Raw genomic sequence first — 21,037 nt, 5'->3', positions numbered from 1 at the left:
GCATGGGTACGGCCACCGTGATCATGACCGTTTGTGACGACGAATCAGGACGCGGTGGCCGTGGAGGTCACGGTAGCGCAGGCGGTGTGGCGGGACGGCTTCGGGGCGGCCATGGGGCTGGTAGCGGACTGCTTTCCACGCCGTGAGACGCGGCGGACGCTGCGGGAGACGGTCGAGGCGGTACTGATGGGGCTGGAGCGGATCAACTGCTGGACGCTGGCCGAGGCGCTCGGGCACTGCGGTCCGCACCGGCTGCAGCACTTCCTGTCCAGGGCGGTGTGGGACGACGAGGCGGTCCGTGCGCGTCTTGCCGCCTTCACTGTGGGACATCTCGCTGATGACCAGGCGATGTTGGTGGTCGACGAGACCGGCGACGCGAAGTCCTCGACCGATGCGGTGGGCGCCGCCCATCAGTACTCTGGCGCGCTGGGCGGTGTCGGCTTGTGCCAGGTCGCCGTCCATCTGACCTACGTGGGCCCGGCCGGGCACGCGCTGATTGACCGCGCCCTGTACCTGACCCGGGACTGGGCCGCTGACGAGGAACGGCGGCTGCTTACGGGGGTGCCCGACGAGCTGGTTTTCGCGACCAAGCCGCAGCTGGCCGCCGCGATGCTCGCCCAGGCCCGCGCTCAGGGCTTCCCGGCTCGCTGGGTCGCCGCCGACGAGGTCTACGGTGGCGTCGACCTGCGCAGACGCATACGCGAGCTCGGTTTCGACTACGCCGTCGCCGTACCCGCCTCGCACCGTGTGACCACCCCGGCCGGCCGGTTCGACACCGCCGGCGTGCTGGCGAAGCTGCCCCGCAGGGCCTGGCAGCGGATCCGCACCGGCCACGGCACCAAGGGCGACCGCCACTACGACTGGGTAATGATCGAGGTGACCGCCGACGACATCCCGCAGGGGCACGAGACGGGCCACAGCTTCCTGCTTGTCCGCCGCCACCGCTACACCCGTGAACTCTCCTTCTATCGCTGCCACTCCACCACCCCCGTCACCCTGTCCGACCTCGTCGAAGTCATCTGCTGTCGCTGGCGCGTAGAGGAAGATTTCCAGGCCGCGAAGTCCCTGGCCGGGCTCGACCAAGGGCAGGCGACCTGCTGGAACTCCTGGATGCGCTGGAGTCTGATCAGCCTCATCGCCGCTTCCCTTCTCGCCGTGGCCGCCGCCCGGCACCCCGGCGACACCGAAAGCGGTGAGCCCGACACCGAGCACGAACCGATGATCGCCCTCACCCGACCCGAACTCCTGCGGCTTCTACGGGCTTTCGTCCTGCCGCAGCCCGTCACCGACGCCCAACACGTCCTGCACTGGTCACACTGGCGACGACGCCACCAACACCGGGCCGCCACCTGCCACCGCTACTGGAACGAGGTCACTGCAGCGGCGTGATCACGAACTACAGCTGCCGTGTCCGAGCGGACCTATGCGAACGCTGACCGCGAGGAATACAACTTCTGGGACCACACGGAGCTGCCCCACCTCAACCTGATCGCCTCCGGGTTCGACCCGGACCTCGATGACGAGTGGATCGTCCGCTTCGACACCTCCAGTGTCCAGGCGTTGGAGTTCCCCCGCCGCCAGGCCCGCGAGGAAGCCCGCAAGGAGTGGGAAGCCGGCCTCATCACGATCGACGAGTACCGGGAGATCGCGGGGCGACCGGCATTCAACGTCCCACAGTCCCGGGCCCTTTGGATCTCTCCGCAGAAGGCCCCCGTCCCCGCCAACGACCAGGACGCCGCCGCACTGGGCCTCGGCCCCGATCCGGCCGCGGGCGGAACACCCGGAGCCGCGCTCACCGGCGCCCCGCTCCCGCCGGGCACCGCTCCGGACGCCGCGGCCGCCGACGTCGCCGCCGCCCGCGCTCTGGACGCTGGCCCGAGCGCCGCCGCGGATGTCGCCGCAGCACGGGCGCAGGGCACGCCCCTCGCCCTGCCCGCCGGTTCGACGGCTACCGACGCCGTCGCCGCGGCCCGCGCCGCCACTACCGACAGCGGCCCCGGCGACGCGGCCGCCGACGTCGACCGTGCCCGCAGCACCCAGAACGCTGCACTCCCCGGCGACGCCGCCGAGGACGTCGACGCCGCACGCGCCACGGTTGAGACCAAGGCCCTGCCCGAGGACGACGGATACGAGGTCACTGACGACGACTTCGACGCTCTGTCCATGGCCGTGGCCGCGGCTGTCACCGCGCTCCTCGCGCGCCAGGAAGGCGTCATACTCGCCCGGCTCCGCGCCCCGAAAATCCGCAAGTACACGAGGTACTGGGAGCCAGAGAACGACGACGACGTCCGGCACGTCGACGCCGACCTCGACCAAGACCGTGTGGTCAGCGCCGCCCGCTGGGCCGAGGAGATCAGCCAATCCCTGACCCCGATCCTCCAGCAGGCGGCCATCGCCACGGCACGCAAGGTCGGCCAGGCCCTCACCGGCACGGACGAGGTCCCGCCGTCCGCGGCCGCGGCCGCCATCGTCACCGCGGCGTACGCCGGCGAGGCCATCACCGGATTCCTCACCGAACTCGCCACCGTCCTCCGCGACGCCCAGCACGACGCCGCTGATGTCGGCGACTTGGCGCACGCCGTCGTCAGGTACTACCACTCCGCAGAGTCTGCTCTGATCGCCCGCGTCGCCGAGACGTGCGCCGTGGCGACCATCAACGGCGCAGCGGACGCCGCGGCAGAGCACGCCGGTCCGCACGTCGTCCGGACCTGGGTCACCCGCGCAGACAACCGAGTACGGCCCGCGCACAAGGCCCTCCAGGACAAGACGCTGCCGGTCGGCACCCCGTACACCATCGACGGCGCCAGCCTCCGCTACCCCGGCGGCCCCTTCGCCCCGATCGCCCTCACGATCAACTGCCGCTGTCGCCTGCACTACGCCACCGACTCGAAGGAGTGACTGACATGTGGGCAGCGATTTGGATCGCATGGACCGCCGCGTTTGCCGTGGCAGAGGGCATCGCCCTGGCCAATCGGCGCGACGAGGACACCCTGTCGGAGAACGTCCGTCGCCTGTTCCGTACCCGCACCAGCAGAGCTGGAGAGCCGCCTTCGCCGTCGGTTGGTTCGGGTTCTCGGGCTGGTTCGCTCTCCACATCCTCACGGAGAGCATGTGAGTGCGGCCGTCACGGGCGCTTCGGAACCAGTTCCTCGGGCAGCCCCAGGTCACGGCATGCCTCTCTGATCAGCTTCTTCATGGGATCGCCCTTCAGAAGGGGGCTCATCACGCTCGCTGCTTGAAGCAGGGGAACGGGCATCCAGCACAGATCGGCGAGCCGATCGGCAGGCGACTGCTCGTACAAGGTGACCTTGTCGTCCTCGACTCCTGAAACGAACGCCGAGGCCGTGAGGTCGGTGGTGTGGGCGTACGAGGACAGGTTCCGGTAAACCGGGTACATCATCGCCGATCCGTACGCCTTCACCATGTTGTCGAAGTTGGACAGCTCGCCGACGAGTCGCCCATGTCGCTTGCGTTCCTCCTCCGTGTTGAAGCCGAAGTCGGGCTTCTCCCCGAGATCGACGCTCTCCGGCAGCTGCCACCCCACACCTTCCAGGTTGGTCAGCAGCTTCTCGCGGGACTTGTACGACTCGGAGACCAATGCCTTGTAGGCATCGTCACCGTTGTCGGCCAACCAATTGATGGCATAGGCGTGCCCCACAAGGTTCCTCATCAAAGGCACTACCTCGACTGTGAATCCCTGGTCGTACAGGGCGATCATGGCGTCTGCCGTTCGGTTGGTGAACCGCCACCACCCTGCGAGAACCGCAAATACGGACGTCGATGTCTCAGCCGACGCCAACTCCTGCACGTGTAGGGCAGCCCCAGCCCCCGCTGTCAGTTTCGGCACAATCGCCCGGACTCGCTTCGCGGTCTTCTCATCGGCTCGATACGCAAAGGTCATAGCGAGCGACGCTACGCCCCGCGGGAGCAGCACGGCAGCCGAATATGGCCAGGTCGCCGGGGCGCGACGCTAACCACCTGTGCTGTGCATGGTCCGCGCCATGCTGAATCGCCCCACTGCACAGGCTGAGTCGCAGGACCTGAGTCGCGACCTCGAGGTCAAGGTCACGCGTCGGCCGTGGAACCCTGCCCTGCACCCCCGGGACAGCAAGGGCCGCTTCATCGAGACCGGCGGCGTGGTGAGGACCTGGGGCGGCAAGCTCGCGCGCGTCATCCGCGCGCTCCCGCACGACCGCATCCTCGTCCAGGACCAGACCGGCCCGGACGAGTTCCGCGGCCGCAGGCACACCACCAGTGCCAAGTGGGTCAGCATGGTCGCGCGCCCCGACGGCAGCGCGCCCACCGACGACGAAGAGAAGGTCGCCGAAGAGGACGAGCGGCGCACCCAGGACCCGCGCCGCGGCAACGGCGTTGCCCGCGACGACGACGGCGACCCCAACACCCCGAACGAGCCGCACGACCAGGACGACAAGGGCCGCCCGATCGGCGACGACGACGGCGACGGCCCGGACGACGATGACGACCAGGACGAGCCCGAGGACGGCGCCCACCCGGTCAACGTCGATGCCCTCCCGAACCAGCAGCATGCCGCCGGGGCCCGGTACGCCGATACCGCCGCCGTCCGCCGCCACTTCATGCAGGTAGCCGCCCAGCCCGGCACGAGCACGGACATGGCCACCTTCCTGCGCTCGGTGGCACACGACGACGACCTGCGGACCACCTCGTCCGGCCGACTCGTCATCCTCCTCGACGACCGGCCCGAGCACGCTGGCCGCTGGAACCTCACCGCAACCGGCTCTGGACAGCGCGTCGACGCCGCCGGCACCTTCGCCACCGCCGAGGACGCCGCCCGATTCGCCGAACACCTCGACAAGACCGCCGTGAACGGTCAGCTCACCAAGTTTCAGCAGCCGTTCGACTTCTCCGACCCGCAACTGGACCGGGAGGCCCGCGACTGGCGCTCCACCAGGGGCGAGAACATCCAGGGCGCCATCCAGCGGGCCCGTAAGGAGTTCGACGGCACGGACACCGCCCCGGCCTCCCCGAAGCCCGCAGAGGCCCCCTCCGCCGCTACCGCGGACGGACGCCGCTTCACCACCCTGCAGGACGTCCGCGCGCACTGGACTGACATGCGTACCCGCCTGAGCCAGGGCGGCCCCGCGACGCAGAACGCCGTGCGGATTCTGGACACCCTGATCAACGACGACCGGCTCAAGCTCGTAGGCCGTGGGCAACTCGTCACGCGACGAGACGAAAACGGCGACTGGCTCCTCGTCGCCACCGGCAGCGGCTACACCCTGCGCGGGCAGACCCTGCACCCCCGCTTCGAGTCGCAGGAGGAGGCGCAGCGCTTCGGCCGCTTCCTCGTTGCCTCCGGCATCAAGGGCGAGAACGGCGAGTCGCTGGACATGTCCCGCGGTGCCATCAGCCGGTGGCGCTCCGAGGACAACCAGTCCTTCAGCGAGGTCGTCGACGAGGCTCTCGCCAAGTGGCAGAGGGAGCGCGGCGGAGACGCCCCGGCCGGACAGAACGCACCAGCGCCGGACGCGCCGCAGGCCCAGGACGAGACCGGCGCCCCTGCGCAGCCGGAGGCAGAACCCGCACCGGCCCCGGCCATCCCCGAGGGTGCTGAACCCGTCGACGGCGTCGACGGCTACCGCTACGTCAACGACGGCGGATCAATCACCCTGTACGGCCCCGACGGACAGGTCGCCGCGACCAGCGAGCGCGGCTACCCGCCGAAGGCCAAGATCGACGGCGTCACCGTGCCCGTCCCCCAATACCCGAAGCAGGGCGCCGCGGTGATGGCCCGGCTGCACCGCGCCGCCCAGAACCCGGACCAGCGCGACCGGATCACCGCGGCGTGGGTGATGAAGCCCGGCAAGGACGGCAAGCCCGCCAAGAGGGTCATGGTTTTCCGGGGCACCATCAAGGGCGACGATCGGGACTACGACGCCGTGGGCTCCACCCGCGCTATCAAGTGGGCCCCGTCCCTGCGGGCGTACTCGACCCAGTCGAACATGACCGAGGCCCTGCGGGACGAGCGGATCTCCGAGGTCCTGTCCAAACTCGCCCGCCAGGGCCGCAACATCCACGTCACCGACGAGACCGCCGCGGGCAGCCCCGATGCACCGGCCAACGCCGTCGACGAGACCGAGGCCCTGCGCAAGGCCATCGCCAACGCGGACGACCCTCGCCTGTCGCAGTTGAAGTACGAGCGGTGGGGATCGCTCAACCGCACCCGCTCTGAGGCCAACCGCAAACGTCTGAACTCTGAGATCGCAATGATCGACGACGAGTTGAAGCGCCGCCGGATCGAGCGGGACGAGGCCGCCGCCCGGGACGCCTCCTCGCTCAGCGACGACGACATCGCCAACCGCATCCGCGAGTCACAGGAGGAGCGCGGTACATACGGTGCCCGCAAGGGCCAGGACGCTAACGACGTCGAGCGGGCCATCTACAGCGAGCGCCGCCGCCGCTCGCAGGCCCTCGTCGACGACGACACCGACCTGACCACGGCCGCCGAGGACGACCTGGCCAAGGCCCGCGAAACCATCGCCGAACGCGTCCGCATGCACCAGGCCGCCGGCGACGACCCCGAGGCCGAGCGCACCATGCGCCAGGCCCTGCAGAACCGGCACGACGCCATCGTGGGCGAGCAGCAGAGCCGCCATGCCCAGAAGATCGCCGACCGGCCGCCGGTCGCCGACCTCACCGACGAGGAACTGTCGCAGGAGTACAACGACTTGCTCCGGCGCGACTTCCGGAAGGCCCCTCCGGAGGCGCAGCAGGTCCTCGAGGGCCGCATGGAGGACGTCAAGCGGGAGCGCCGCGACCGGGAAAAGCGGGCCATCACCGACCGCGATGCCCCCGAGAACCTGAGCGATGAGGACCTGAAGGCGGAGTACACCGAGCTTCGCCGCACGCGCTCCTCGTACACCGGGACCGACGACGTCAAGGCGGCCCGCAAGGAACGTATGGCCGCGCTGGAGGCCGAGCAGAACCGCCGCAGCTCCACGCCGGAGGTCGAGCAGCTCGTCGCCCGCGTCGACAACCCCGACGACAACGGCATGATCAGCATCGGTGGCGGCAGCGATTACGGCTACGTCGACTACCGGGACCAGACGCACGGGCACACGACCCGCGAGATCGGGTGGACCTGGGGCAAGCACAGTTGGGGGCACGCAGACACCGCCTATCCCTCCCGCGCCGCAGCTCTGGCAGCGATGGTCCAGGCGTACGACAACGACCCCGACACCCGAGGTGAGCGCACCTGGGGCCGTAAGCTCCCTGTGTTCGTGCCGAAGATGTTTGTCGAGCTGTACCAGAACGAGCGTCTTCGTGACCGGCTCGCCGGCGCCAGCGAGGAACGGCAGTACCTCTACAGCCTGTTCCGGGACCGGTACGGCTGGGACGACGGCGTGAACCCCCTGGTGCCCAGCAGCAAAAAGGGCCACCACATCAAGGGCCGGAAGCTGTGGGTGCCCGAAGGCCTCCTCGCCGAGTTGAACCGGGTGACGGAGGAGCTGTCCCGGGACATGTCCGTGCGGGCCGCGGACCGGGACGCGGACAGTTCTGACCGGCAGAAGGCCAAGACCCGGCTCGCGTCCATCAACGTGGCTCTGCACGGCATTGAGGCGCAGCGCGAGTCAGTCCGCAAGAATGGCGGGGACGACGACCGAAAGGTCATCTCCCGCGAGGAGATCGAGGCACAGCAGGCCGCGCTCCGTGCAGCGCTGGGAGGCGACGATGACGAACATGTTCAGTCCGATGGTCCGGGATCACTGGCGGACGTACCGGCCCAAGGAGTGGGCGGCGATGACCGATCCGGAGGCGTTCGTCGAGACGAAGGCCAGGGAGATCGAGACTCAGATTCTGAAGGCCGAGGAGGCGCTGGAGAAGACCGTTCCGGAGCCGACGGAGTACGAGGAGCAGGTCGGCCGGCACAAGCAGATCAGGGCGGACGCAACAGCGATGGTCCTGGCGGATCTTCTGCCGGAGCCGGAGCCCGGGGCGGAGAAGGCGCCGGAGCAGACGCCGATGGAGCAGCACCTGCAGGAGATCAGGGACCTGATGTACGACGCGTAGCGCGGTTCCGGCCTAACCCGGCCGACGCGCCCAAGGGCGCCCGCGCGCGTGCGACGGCCAACGTCGAGGCCATCCGCGTTCTCAAGAAGCTGGAGGCCGAGAACCGGCCGGCCACCGACGAGGAGCGCCGCATCCTCGCCCGCTGGTCCGGCTGGGGCTCGGTACCGATCCTCTTCGCCAACGAGCCGAACGAGAAGGAGCCCCGCTACCAGCAGGGCGGCACCCGGTACGGCAAGTTCGCCAAAGACCACGAGCGGTGGTCCGAGTACAGCGACATTCGCAGCGAGCTGCAGCGCGTGCTCACGCCTGTGGAGTTCCGGCAGGCATCCCGCGGCGTGCTGTCCATGCACTACACGCCGCAGCCCATCGCCGAGGCGATGTGGGAAGGCCTTCGGGCATTCGGCTTCGACCGCGGCGACGTCCTTGAAGCCGGCTCCGGCGCGGGCACGTTCTTCGGCGTCGCTCCGGACGGCGCCCGCCTGACCGGCGTCGAACTGGACCCGACCACGGCCCGAATCGCTCAGGCGATCTACCCGCACGCCAACGTCCTCAACGAGTCTTTCGCGGAGACCGACGCCCGGCCGGGCACCTTTGACGCCGCCATCGGCAACGTGCCCTTCGCCCGGGTCCCCTTCGATGACAAGCGGTACCCGGCGGAGAGCCTTCACAACGGCTTCGTCACCAAGGAGATCGCCCTCGTCCGGCCCGGCGGCATCACCGCCGTCATCACCTCCCGCCAGACCCTCGACTCCAAGGGCGACAAGGCCCGCCGCCAGATGGCCAAGTACGGCGACCTGGTCGGCGCCGTCCGCCTGCCCTCCGGCGTCTTCACCGACGCCGGCACCGGGGTCACCACCGACGTCCTCGTGTTCCGCCGCCGCGAGGACGGCACCGAGCCGGCCGACACGTCATGGCTGGACGCCCCTGAGCGGGACATCAACGGCACCGCACACCACATCAACGCCTACTTCGACGAGCACCCCGAGCACATCCTCGGCACGCTGACCACGCAGTCCGGCCCGTACGGGCCCGAGGTGACCGTCAAGGGCGACCCGGCCAAGGCCGCCGAGCAGCTTCGCGCCGCGCTCGACGACATCGCCACCAAGGCGAAGGCCGGCGGCCGCGGCTATGAGCCGCACCCCGACGGCGACAACCGGCCTCCGGTACAGCTCCAGACGGCCCGGGAGAAACACGCGAACGACTGGACCGGACGCCTCTACGAGGGTGATGACGGCCAGTTCTACCAGCACGTCAACGGTGCCGAACCGGTCCTGCTGGAGCCCGCCAACGGCAACACCGCCCAGCTTCGCGCCCTCATGCAGCTCCGCGACGTCGCCGCCGAACTGCGCGAACTGGATCGGAAGAACGACGAGGAGGAGCGCGCCGAGGCTCTGCGCGCCCAACTCCGCGACCTGCACGCCGCCTACGTCGCCGAGTACGGCCCCCTGTCTAAGCCGGGCCAGCACCGCACCAAGGGCGGCCGCCCGACGGCGTGGGGCTACTTCCGGGCCGACCCGGACGCCGCGGCGGTCCTCGCTCTGGAGCGGTGGGACGCCAACAAGGGTGAGCCCGTCCTCTCCCGCGTCTTCACCGAGCGCGCCGCGGCCCGCCGGCAGCCGCTCTCGTCGACCGACGACCCGAAGGCGGCCCTGGCCGCGGTCGTCGCGGCCAAGGGCGAAGTGGACCTCGGCGAGATCGCCCGGCTCCTCGACGTCACCCCGCAGGAGGCAGTGAAGCGCCTCGGCAACGAGGTCTTCACCGACCCGGAGACCGGCCGCCTCGAGCTGGCCAGCGCCTACCTGTCCGGCGCCGTCCGCGACAAGCTCGACACCGCCCGCAAGGCCGCCGAGCGCGACCCGGCGTATGCGGTCAACGTGGCCGCGCTGGAGGCCGTTCAGCCGCCGGACCGCACCATCGGTCAGTTCACCCCGGAGATGGGCGCCCACTGGACGCCGCCGGATCTTCTGCAGGGCTTCCTGCGCGAGTACCTGGGCGACCGCACACTCCGCGTCGCGCATGACGACCGGTACGGCTGGATTCTCAACACCGGCCGTGTGCCCGAGGCCAACAACGTCATGTACGGCGTCCCGGCCGTCGAGCCCGACCCGGATAACGGCATCAAGGGCAACAAGGGCAAGAACGCCGTGGAGATCGCCCGCGCGATCCTCGGCTTCGGCTCGCTGACCGTCTACGAGGACGACAAGCGCAAGGAAGTCGACGAGGCGACCTCCCGTCTGATCCGGCAGAAGGCCGACCAGATGCGGGCCGAGTTCGCCAAGTACGCCACGGCGAACGCCGATCGGCTGAGCGTCCTCACCGACTCGTACAACCGCATCATGAACGGGCACATCGTCCGTTCGTACGAGGGCATGTCGCCCACGCTCGAGGGCTTCACCCCCGACCGGAACCCGCACGCCTGGCAGCGCTCCGGCGCGGCCCGGATGCAGTTCGAGCGCGGCGTGATCCTCGCCCACGAGGTGGGCCTCGGCAAGACGTCCACGCTCGTCATGGGCACCCAGGCCCTCAAGGCGTCCGGGCAGATCGAAAAGCCCATGGCCGTGGTGCCGAACCACCTCGCACGCCAGTGGTACAACGAGGCTCGGTTCCTGTACCCGAACGCCGACATCCACCTGATCACCTCGGCGGACCTGGCCGGCGACCGGCGCGGCAGCACGCTGGAGTGGCTGCGCGCCAACAGGCCGGACCTGGTCATCTTCACTGAAGAGGCGTTCGGCTCGATCAAGATGAGCCCGGAGGCTCAGGACGAGTACGAGTTCCGGGAGCTGGAGGCGCTGCGCGAGCAGCTTGACCGCCAGTACGAGGACGCCGACAACCCGAACCACCCGTTCATCGTCGCGAAGATCGAGCAGCGCATCGCGACGGTCAGCAAGAACATCAACAAGAACGCCGCACCGATGCGGCGACCGGGTGAGACGTACTGGGACGACCTCGGGTTCGACTACTTCGTCGTCGACGAGGCCCACAGGTACAAGGGCGTCGGCTTCCGATCGAAGGAGGGGGGCGGCGACCCGGCGTCCATCCGCGGCGTCGACCTGCACCAGAAGACGAGCGACCTGCACCGCCGCCGCCAGGGCCGAGCCACGATCACGCTCGCTACCGGTACGCCGCTGTCGAACAGCATCAGCGAGCAGTTCACCATGCTGATGTTCGCGGCGCCGTGGGTGCTGGACGCCTACAAGGCGGGCGCCCCCGACCTGTGGGCCAACACCTTCGGCCGCAAGACCCTGCGCATCGAGAACGCCCCCGACGGCTCCGGCCTGCGCGTCGTGGAGCGGTTCTCCGAGTTCCACAACAAGCGCGCCATGAAGACCATGTGGGGCCTGGTCGCGGACACCAAGCGCGGTGACGACGTCGGCATTCCCCGTCCGAAGCTCAGGGGCGGCAAGCCGAACCTGATCATGGTCGACGCGACGCCCGACCAGAAGAAGCGTCTCAAGGGGCTCGTCGCCCGCGGTCGCGCGATCCACAACGGTGAGGTCGACCGCCACCAGGACAACATGCTCGCGGTGTCCAACGAGGGCACCAGCGTGGCCCTCGACCCGCGGCTCATCGACGCCAAGGCCCCGGCCGGCAACAAGCTCAAGGCCGTCGCGGACCGGCACATCGAGCGCTACCACCAGCACAAGGACCGGCTCTATCCGGTCGCCCTCGACAGCCTCGTCAACCACCCGGTTCCGGGTGCTCTCCAGATGATCTTCCTGAACGAAGGCGTCCCGGGAGGCAAGAACAAGGGCAACTTCGACGCCTACGCCGAACTCAAGCGGCTCATGGTCGCGGGCGGCATCCCCGCGGACAAGATCGCCTTCGTCCAGGACGCCAAGAAGTCCGGCAAGCCCGAGGACATGACGGAGCTGTTCCGGAAGGCCCGCGAAGGCGAAATCGCGGTCCTCATCGGCTCCAGCGCCGTCGCGGGTACGGGCATGAACGCCCAGGACCGCATGATCTCCCTCTCGCACGTCGACCTCGACTGGGGCGCCGCGCAGATGGAGCAGCGCAACGGCCGCATCCTGCGGTACGGCAACCTGAACCCCGAAGTCGAGATCGACATCTACGCGACCAAGGGCTCCATGGACGGCTGGAAGGCCGGATTCGTCGCAGCCAAGGCCGAGGGCCTGGTCGACATTCAGCGGCCGGAGCCGGAAGACGGCGACTCCAGCGACGTCGTCCAGGAGATCGACGGCGCCGAGTTCGACTACGAGACGATGGAAGCCGAGATCGGCGGCAACCCCTACATGAGCCAGCTCATGAAGGCGAAGCGCCGTCTCAAGGATCTGGAGATCGACCAGCACAACGAGGCCGCCGAGCGTATCCGCCGCGCCGAAGCCCTCGATGCGCTGCGCCAGGAATCCCAGGCCACCCGCGACGGCATCCAGCGCCGCGAGCAGGCCCTGCCCCGCATCCAGGAGGCCGACGACCGGTTCCGCATGACCATCGGCGGCTCCCCGTACGGCGAGCGCTCCGACGCCGGCAAGGCCCTGCACCGGCAGATCACCTCCCGCCTCCTCGAGCACAACCGCGAGGGCCTGAGTGACTGGCACATCCTTGGCCAGTTCCGCGGCTTGGACTTCGGTGTCCGCACCGAGAAGACAGCGGACGGCAAGCTCGTCGCGCACGTCGGCTTCCCCGACCTGCGGCAGTCCGACTTCGAGCGGACCGTGGAGGACTTGCAGAAGAAGGGCGCCGGGTCGGGCATGATCACCCGCCTCGGCAACGCCCTCGACAAGGCGCCCGCGTTGCAGGAGTCGGACCGGGCCAAGGTGCCGGAGCTGGACGAGCAGATAGCCCTGCTCCAGTCCGCGCACGCGGCCGCGGACCTCACCCCGCAGATCGACCACGCTCGCAAGCGGTCGAACCTGCTCGAGGAGATCGTCGCCCGCGTCACCAACCTGGACGCGAAGCCGGAGATCGACCCCGACGAACTCGACAAGGAGCGGTACAAGAACAAGGACGACCGCGAGAAGATCGCCAAGGGGCGGCGCGAGGAACGCGAGCCGCTGCAGGCCGCCGTCGACGAGGCCGTCGCGAACCTGCACCGCTGGGACGAAGAGAACCCGGCACCGGAGCAGGACGACACGGTCCGCCTCTCCGAGGACGAGGTGCGCGAAGCACTCGCCCGCCTCAGCCCGGAGCCCAGCACCACCCCGCAGCCGGACGCCTCGGAGACCAGCGACCGCAGTTCCGAGGGCGCCGACACTGACGTCGACGAGCCGAACACCGCCGAGACGGAGACACCTGACACCACCGGCGGGGGCAGCAGCGACGAGCCGCCGGCCGACACGCCAGCCGCGGACGACACCGGCGCCCAGAACGACGGCCAGGACCAGGACGACGTCGTTCGCCTCTCCCAGGACGAGGTGAACGACACCCTCGCCAGCATCCAGCCGGACGCCGACACGACCGCCACCGAGGAGCCGGACGAGCCCCTGCGGTACGCGTGGGACAAGCCCGAGGACTTCGTCACCCTGACCATGCCGGCCGCACTCGCCGACTTCCTCAACGTCGACGAGACCGCCGCCATGGAGGACCCCGACACCCGGAAGGCCCTCAAGGAAGCCACGCCCGGCCGCCGCGGCACACTCCAGGTGACCGGCCCGATCGAGGTACACCGGGCCCTCCTCCAGTGGGCATGGACGCTCGAGGGCGGCGAAGGCCTTGAGTCCGACCCCAGCGAAGTCCGGGCCTACAAGGCGTACGCCAAGCGCATCGACGAGGCCGACGCCGACCTGCAGCGCCGTCGCACCGAGCGGGAGGCCGCGGCCGCCGCGGACACCGACGAGAACAACACCCCGGACGCCGACGGCACGAACGACGGCGGCAGCGACGAGCCGCCGACTGACGCCCCCAGCACGTCTGAGCCGGACGACGAGGGCGACCAGGACCAGAGCACCGACGAAGACACGGAGACCAGCGACACCGTCACCCTGACTCCGGACGAGGTGTCCGACCAGCTCGACGCTGTACGCCCCGAGGGGTCCAAGGCTCCGTCCTCGATGGACGATGGCGAGATCCGCGACGAGATCGTCGACCTGATGGGCCGGGAGATGGCGGATGAGCTGTCCGGCGCGGACCGCACCCGCCTGCAGGTCCTGGAAGCGGAGGAGGCACGACGTGCCGGCCGGGCCCCGAAGCAGGAGCCCAAGCCGAAGCGGACGACCGAGGAGCCCGGCGGACTCTTCGACGTCGACCAGCCCACCACCCAGCAGCCGAGCAGCGCCGCCGACGTCGACAACCCCGAGGACCAGCCCGACGACCTCTTCGGCACGCCGGACATGATCGCCGACGCCGAGGGCCGCAGCACCGAGGGCCTGCGCCCGGCGCGCATGCGCAACGCCGCCGACCTGAACCAGGGCGACCGGTACACCGACGCAGACGGCCGCACGCACACCGTGTCCGAGCCGCCGGTCAAGACGCCTCGCGGCCGGACCCGCATCGTCACCGACGACGGCGAGGAGCGCTTCTACAACGCCGACGCCCAGGTGCGCCTGCGCGACCCCGACGAGGAGATCCCCGACAACGAGACCGACGAGCGGTCCGCCGACGACGATGCCGACAACGCCCCGGACGTCGACGAACCGGAGACCTCCGAGCCGGACGTCGACGAACCGGAAGCCACCTCCGACAGCAGCAGCACCAAGGACCGCGCCGACCGCATGACCGGCCTCATCGACCAGGCCACCGACGGGGCAGGCGGTGACGAGCTGCCCGAGGTCAGCGAGGTCCGTGATGCGTTGGGCAGGGCCGAGGACTCCGACGACCCGGACGCCGAGCTCCGTTCCGCCGCCGACCGGCTCGACGACCTCGCGGAGATGTACGAGCTGGGAGGCCCCGAGGGGGAACGCGCCGCAGACCTGTTCCGGCAGGCCGCCCGCATCGCGAGGGGCGAGGACGAGGACGATCGCCGCGGCGACGACAACGACCGCAACGAGGACGGCAGCGAAGCCTCCGACGCTACGAATCAGGGCTCCGAGGAGGACCAGGACGACGAGGAACGCCAGCAGCGTCGGAACGGGGACGCAGACAGCGACGCCGCCGACCCGGACGGCGCCCCCGACGGAGGCGTCGCCGGTACCCCGAACGCTCCCGCCGACGAGGAGGACGAGAACGGCAACCCCGACGATGCGCCCGACAACTCCGACGACGAGCAGGACGAGCCGGAGGCCGGGGAAGACGACGAGCAGGACGACCGCAACCGGCGTCGTCGCCGGCGTCGCCGCAACGGCGGTGGCGGCAGCGGCGGTCCCGGTGGCCCCGGCGGGCCCGGCCTGCCGCACCTGAACCTGCCCGACCTCAACACGCCGGCCGCCGGAGGCGCCGACGGCAACAGGGACGGCGGAGACGGCCGCGGCACGCGCAACCGCGGGCGGACCCCTGTGCGGCACCGCGACGTCGATTCGTTGCGCCGCGCCTGGAAGAACGGCGATGGGCTCACCCCTGCCGAGGACACTCCGCAGCGGCGCGAGGCCCTGGCACAGGCGGCCGACCGGGACGGCTTGGCTCTGTCCCCGGGCGGGGGCCTGGTGACGTGGCCCGAACAGCAGGAAGACGGCACCACCTTGTGGCGCTTCGCCCAGGCCCGCAACGGCACCAACCTGACCGGACTGACCCTGACGACCGAAGACCCCGAAGAGGCCCGCGCGCTCGCAGGCCGCTTCGAGGAGATCACCGGTCGCGACGGGCAGCCCTTCGACTGGCAGCAGGCGTGGGGCCCGAGCACCGTGGGGCAGTGGCGCGACGGGGAGGGCCGCAACCTGCAGCGGGCACTCCAGGCCGTCCTCGACGACTTCGAGCAGCAGCGGGCCGCCTCCGCCCAGCCGGAGCCAGCGTCGGAACGGAGGGCTCTGCCGGACGACCTCACCGGCCTGGAAGACGACGAGCTGGTTGACGCGTGGAGCAACGACCTCAGCGACGAGGACCAGAAGCGCCTTATGGCGGAGATGGACCGCCGCGACGGCTACACCGACCAGCGCGTTCGTGACGTGCTGCCGGACACCCCGCCGGCCGACGCCGAAGAGGCCGAGCGCCGCGCCAAGGCCGTCGACGAGGCCCTCGGCTTTGGGGGCGCCGACGTCCCGCGCGTGCGCCGCACCCGTGAGGACATCATCCGTGCGGAGTTCGCCGACTTCGACGAGGCCCGCTACCAGGCCGCCATCGACGCCACGAACGGCTACTTCTACGCCCGGAAGTACAAGTACGGCAGCGGCATCAACGAACGAGAGCTGTTCTCCGGCGGTGAACTCGCCAAGTTCAACCTCTGGGAGAAGTACGCCAGTGAGGAACTGAAGAACTGGTACAAGGCCAACGGCGGCCGCATCACGTACAACCAGTTCCGGCAGACCTACCGGGACAACGACCGCCGAGACCGGCAGCAGTTCGAGGAGGAGCAGCGCCGCCAGGCGGAAGCCGGGCAGACCGAGGAGCCCACCACCCCGGAGACCGAGCCGTACGACCCGGCCACACCGCGCTTCGCGGACGAGGCGACCCTTCGGGACCACATCCGCAGCGGGCAGCTCGACGAGGTGCCCGAGGACCAGCGTGGAGACGTGCCCTCAGCCGAGGAACGCGCGGAGATCGCCGATGCCGAGAGCACCCAGCTCTCCGACGGCGGCCGACTCCTCATCTACGGCAACGAGGCCGGTCGCGCCGGCAGTCGCAGCGGGCAGCGATTCGACGTGGCCCTTCCGGGCAGCATGCAGCCCCTGTTCCGAAGCGGCTTCCACAGCGCCGCGGAAGCCCGCCGCTACGCCAGCGTCCTCGACGGCATCAAGGACACGGACGGCAACGCGTTCCCGTGGGACGCCCCCGACGTCGCCGACCGCGCCCGCGCGTTCCGGACCGCCGACGGCAACCGCCTGTTCGACGAGATCACGGAACGCCTGTACGGCTTCAACGACCTCTACGAGCCGTGGAACAGCGACCGCGGCCAGGCATTGCACCACCGGACGTGGAGCCAGCAGGAAGCCGACTGGAACACCCGCGAGGAGGAAGCCGGTTACTCGATCCCCATCGACCTGACGGACATCCGTCCCGGTGACGAGATCAGCTTCCCCGTGGCCACGAGCCGCGGACAGAACACGCGGCCGCAGGACGAGTACGTGGGAACCGTGCACGCCACGGTGACCGGCGAGGGAGAGCCCTTCCAGTACCGCTCGCAGTTCTCCGCCTTCGGGAACCAGCAGCTCTACCGGTTCCCGGTCGAAGGCTCCTGGACCAACCAGTACGGGGAGCACACCGAGATCGACGAGGCGTTCCCGAACCTGGGTGTCGTCCGCCGCCGCCCGCGGCCCGACGAGGTGTCCAGCACGGCCGACGACCGTTCGTCCCGCTCGGACACCCCGCAGGCGGAGACGCCGGGCACCGCGACGCCCCCCGCGCGCCAGCAGCCCGCCCCGGACCGCGCTCCCGCAGAGCCGGAGCCCGCCGCGCCCTCGGCGCCGGCCGACCAACCGCAAGGTGAACCCGAGCCCGTGGGCGGTCAGCCCGCACACTGGGCGCGCGTCCGCGACCTGGTGCAGGGCGACATGGTCCGTATGGACGGCCGCACCAGGAACGGCCGCGCCATCACGCGGTCCGGCTACGTCTTCACCGGGCCCGTCGACGTGGAGGTCACCCGCAACGGCCGCACGGAGCGGATGCTGCGCACGTACGTCACGGAGAACCCGGACGGCACCGGGAAGCGTGGCAACGTCTTCACGCCGCTGAACGCCACCGCGGCGCGGGCCGAGACGCCCGACGACGTGGTGCCCGGGTCTCCGACCAGCGGCGCTCAGAGCGCCGTTCAGGCGGGCAGCCTCCCCGACCTGGTCCCCGCAGACCGGAACGGCCGGGGCTTGTTCCCGGGCAGCACCGTCACCGGCGTTGACGGGCTGCGTACCCGTGAGGGCACCGTCACGGGCGCCACCAGCACCACGGTGTCGGTGCGCTGGGACAACGACGACACCGCCGACGGACTCTCTCCGAACACCCTCACCGTGACCGGTGGCGACCGCCCCGACGGCTGGACCTCATCCGGGCAGCGCGTGACCCCGCGGCACATCGTGACCGACACCGAGGGCGCTCTCCTCGGACCGGTCGACGAGGTCAACGGCGACCGCGTCACCATCACCACCGCCGAAGGCACCATCACACGGAGCGCCGGAGACCTCCGCGTCGCCGGCGAGGTACGCGACGACGCCCCTGGCACCGACCCCGTCACCAGCATCGACGACCCTGCGGCCGCGGACCTCAAGGAGGACGACGTCGTGGTCCTGGACCTCGACGGCACGCCCACCACCGTGGCGGTCATCGGTATCCACCGCGAAGGCGACCGCGTCACCATCGACTTCGCCGACACCACCACGGCCGAGATCGGCCAGATCGACGTGGACGCCTCCCAGGTCATCCCCCGGGCCCACGGCGCCGACGACACTCCGCCCGACCTCGGGCCGGACGACGCCCCGGATACTCCGGACGACCTGACCGTGCACGAGCCGCCGCACCGCGTCGAGCCCGTCACCGGCCCGACCGTCGATCCCGACCTCACGATGGGCGACCGAGACACCATCGGTGACCTCGCCGACGGCCCGGACGACGCCCCCGACGCCCAGCAGGCCGCCGTACGCATCACGGCCGACCTGCCCGTCACCCCGGAGCAGGCCGCCGCGCTCGCCGCGCAACTCCGCGATTCCGCCGACCCCTCGACCCCGGAGGGCCGTGCCGCCCTGCGCGCCGCCAACCACCTGGACCGGGCCATCGGCCGGACCCCTCCGCCCGAGCTCAACCGGCCGCGGCCGTCGAACGCCGCACAGGTCGCGGAAGACGACACGATCGCCATCCCCGACAACCAGGGCAACGGCGTCCGCGTCTACCGCGTCCGGGGTGTCGAGGACGGCCCCGGCGGTACGCGCAGCCTCTTCCTGGAAGGCGAGGACGGCCGTACACGCCGCCGTGTCGTCCACGGAGCGATGCCGCTGTGGCAGCTCGGTGAGCCCCAGTCGGACGGCGAGAACGGACCGGACGACACCGCCCTTGTGCCGGGCGCCCCGACTGCGCCGACCCCGAGCCTGCCGCCCGCCGGTGCTCCGCGGGACCCCAACCCGTCCCCGCAGTCCGACGCCGACCGCATCGTCGCCGACCACCCCCGCGCGGTCGCCGCGCGGATCATCGACGCGGCGATTGCGGGCACCGAACCGCCCGGCGACATCCACGCGCTTCGTGAGCAGATCGCCCAGCGCCTCACCGCCGAGGCCCTGCGCGATGCACGTCAGGCCGCTCGCGACGACGCCGTGGCCGCGTTGGACGCTGCGGGTATCACCGGCCGCGACCGTTCCGCAGCGCTGCAGGCCCTCAAGCGGGCACGGCAGAAGGCGCACACCGCGACGGTGCGCGCCGCCCTGCGCACCATCAACGACCTGGAGCCGCTGCCGGACGAGACCGACGAGGACCTCGCCGCGCGCGCCCGCGACCTCCTCAGCCTCATTCCCGATCAGATGGGAGGCGCCCCCAACGGGCCCGACAACGGCGGCGATGCAGACGTCGCCCGCACCGTCGCCGGGCACGTCGACGACGCCGTGAATGCGATCATGCAGCAGCTCCAGGCCGCGGGCGTGGACCCGGGCGACGCCGACCGCATCGCCCGCGTCCTCGCTCAGCAGATGAACGGCTCCCGACAGGCCACCGCCCGGCAGATCGCCCGCCGAGTCACGGCCGTGTCCTCGCAGGCCGGCCGCCAGCCGGGTCTGCTCGCCCGGATCGTGGCCGCGCTTGTCCGTCTCGCCAAGCGCTTCGCGGAACTTGTGCGGGCCGCAGCCCGGAAGATCGCCGAGAAGTACCGCAGTGCCCGCGAGCGCCTGCGTCGCCTGCGCGCCTTCCTCGGCCGCCTCGTCCGTCGCGTACGGGAGTGGCCGGAGTCCCGGCGCCTGGCCCGCCTGCACCGCGCCCTCGACCTGCCCGGAGCCGACGGTGAGTCCCTGGCCGCCCGGATCTCCCACTGGGCTGGCCTGATGCCGGAGGCCGGTCGCTTCGGCCAGGCTCAGCGCCGTGTCACGTGGTGGAGGCCCACGACGTGGGCGCAGCTTGCCGCCGGGCGGCTCCCGGGCCGAAGCGACCGCACTCAGTGGGCGCCGGACCAGGCCGCGGATGGTGGCCCTGGCCTGACCGCGCTCCGCCATCTGGCAGCGCTGAGGGCGGCCGGCGGCGACGTCGACCAGGACGTGACGCGTCGTCTGGCCGACGCTCTCGGCGACGACTTCGGCGGCGACCCTCACGGCACGCTGCAGCGCGCGGACGACTACGTGGCGCTCACCGAACGCCGCCTGGTCAACCTCCAGGCGGCTCGGACGGGCGGCACCCTGCCGGATGACCCTGACCTCGAGGTCGAGATCACTGCGGCTCGGGCCGAAGCCGCGGCCGCGCGCCGAGAGTGGGCGGACCTTCGGGCCCAGTACGTCGCGGCGGTCCCGGACGCGGTCGCGGCGACCCTCGCCGAGATCCGCAACATGGGCCCCGAGGGGAGCGCCAGCATCGTGTTCGGCCCGGACTCCACGCCGGACGCTGAGCGGGCCGTACGGGGCGTGCAGCGCCTCGTGCCTCGGGCGTGGCTCAACACCCCTGCTGCGCGCCGCGTGACGGCCGTGGACGGCGACGAGGGCCGGTACGAGCCCAACGGACAGAGGATCACCGTCGCTGATCTCGCCGACGACGGGCTTGGCACGGCCGGGCACGCCTTGGCGCAGCACCTTGCCCAGCACCTGGGAGACCTGGATGCCGCCCAGCGCGCGTTCTGGTTCAACCAGACCCACACCGGCCGGCCGGGCGCCCGCCGCATGCGGCGCAGCACTCTCAGCCGCATCTTGCGTCGCCAGCAGACGCAACCGGACACCGGTGACACCCTCGCTCGGTCCGTTCAGTCGATGTTCAACGGCGACTGGTACCTGGATGACGACCTTCGGGCGTTCCTCCTGGGCCTGCTCGCCACCCGATGAGGAGGTAG

General features: G+C 70.6%; 4 protein-coding genes. 3 read left to right on the top strand and 1 reads right to left on the bottom strand.

Features of this window, described 5'->3' with window-relative positions; all coding sequences use genetic code 11:
- The first annotated feature begins 33 nt into the window (after nucleotides 1-33).
- The gene (locus ACKTSN_RS39730; RefSeq protein ID WP_409468959.1) at nucleotides 34-1,389 is read left to right on the top strand and encodes an IS701 family transposase; all 1,356 of its coding nucleotides are present in this window, start codon (nucleotides 34-36) and stop codon (nucleotides 1,387-1,389) included.
- 18 nt (nucleotides 1,390-1,407) lie between these two features.
- Nucleotides 1,408-2,898 (top strand): hypothetical protein, encoded by a 1,491-nt coding sequence (locus tag ACKTSN_RS39725; RefSeq protein WP_409473490.1) that lies wholly within the window; start codon nucleotides 1,408-1,410, stop codon nucleotides 2,896-2,898.
- Nucleotides 2,899-3,124: 226 nt separating this feature from the next.
- On the opposite strand, the gene ACKTSN_RS39720 is transcribed toward ACKTSN_RS39725, so the two are convergent.
- Entirely contained in the window at nucleotides 3,125-3,901 is a 777-nt protein-coding gene (locus ACKTSN_RS39720) for a DUF5677 domain-containing protein (RefSeq protein WP_358278979.1), read from the bottom strand.
- A gap of 100 nt (nucleotides 3,902-4,001) precedes the next feature.
- On the opposite strand from ACKTSN_RS39720, the gene ACKTSN_RS39715 reads away from it, so the two are divergent.
- Nucleotides 4,002-21,029, top strand: a complete 17,028-nt coding sequence (locus tag ACKTSN_RS39715) for a hypothetical protein (protein ID WP_409473489.1) — start codon at nucleotides 4,002-4,004, stop codon at nucleotides 21,027-21,029.
- The last annotated feature ends 8 nt before the right edge of the window (nucleotides 21,030-21,037 follow it).

The organism is Streptomyces flavusporus, from assembly GCF_046267975.1.
GTDB classification, from domain to species: Bacteria; Actinomycetota; Actinomycetes; order Streptomycetales; family Streptomycetaceae; genus Streptomyces; species Streptomyces flavusporus.
The sequence above is the reverse complement of the archived record's forward strand: the minus strand, read 5'-3'. Positions and strand labels throughout refer to the sequence as shown.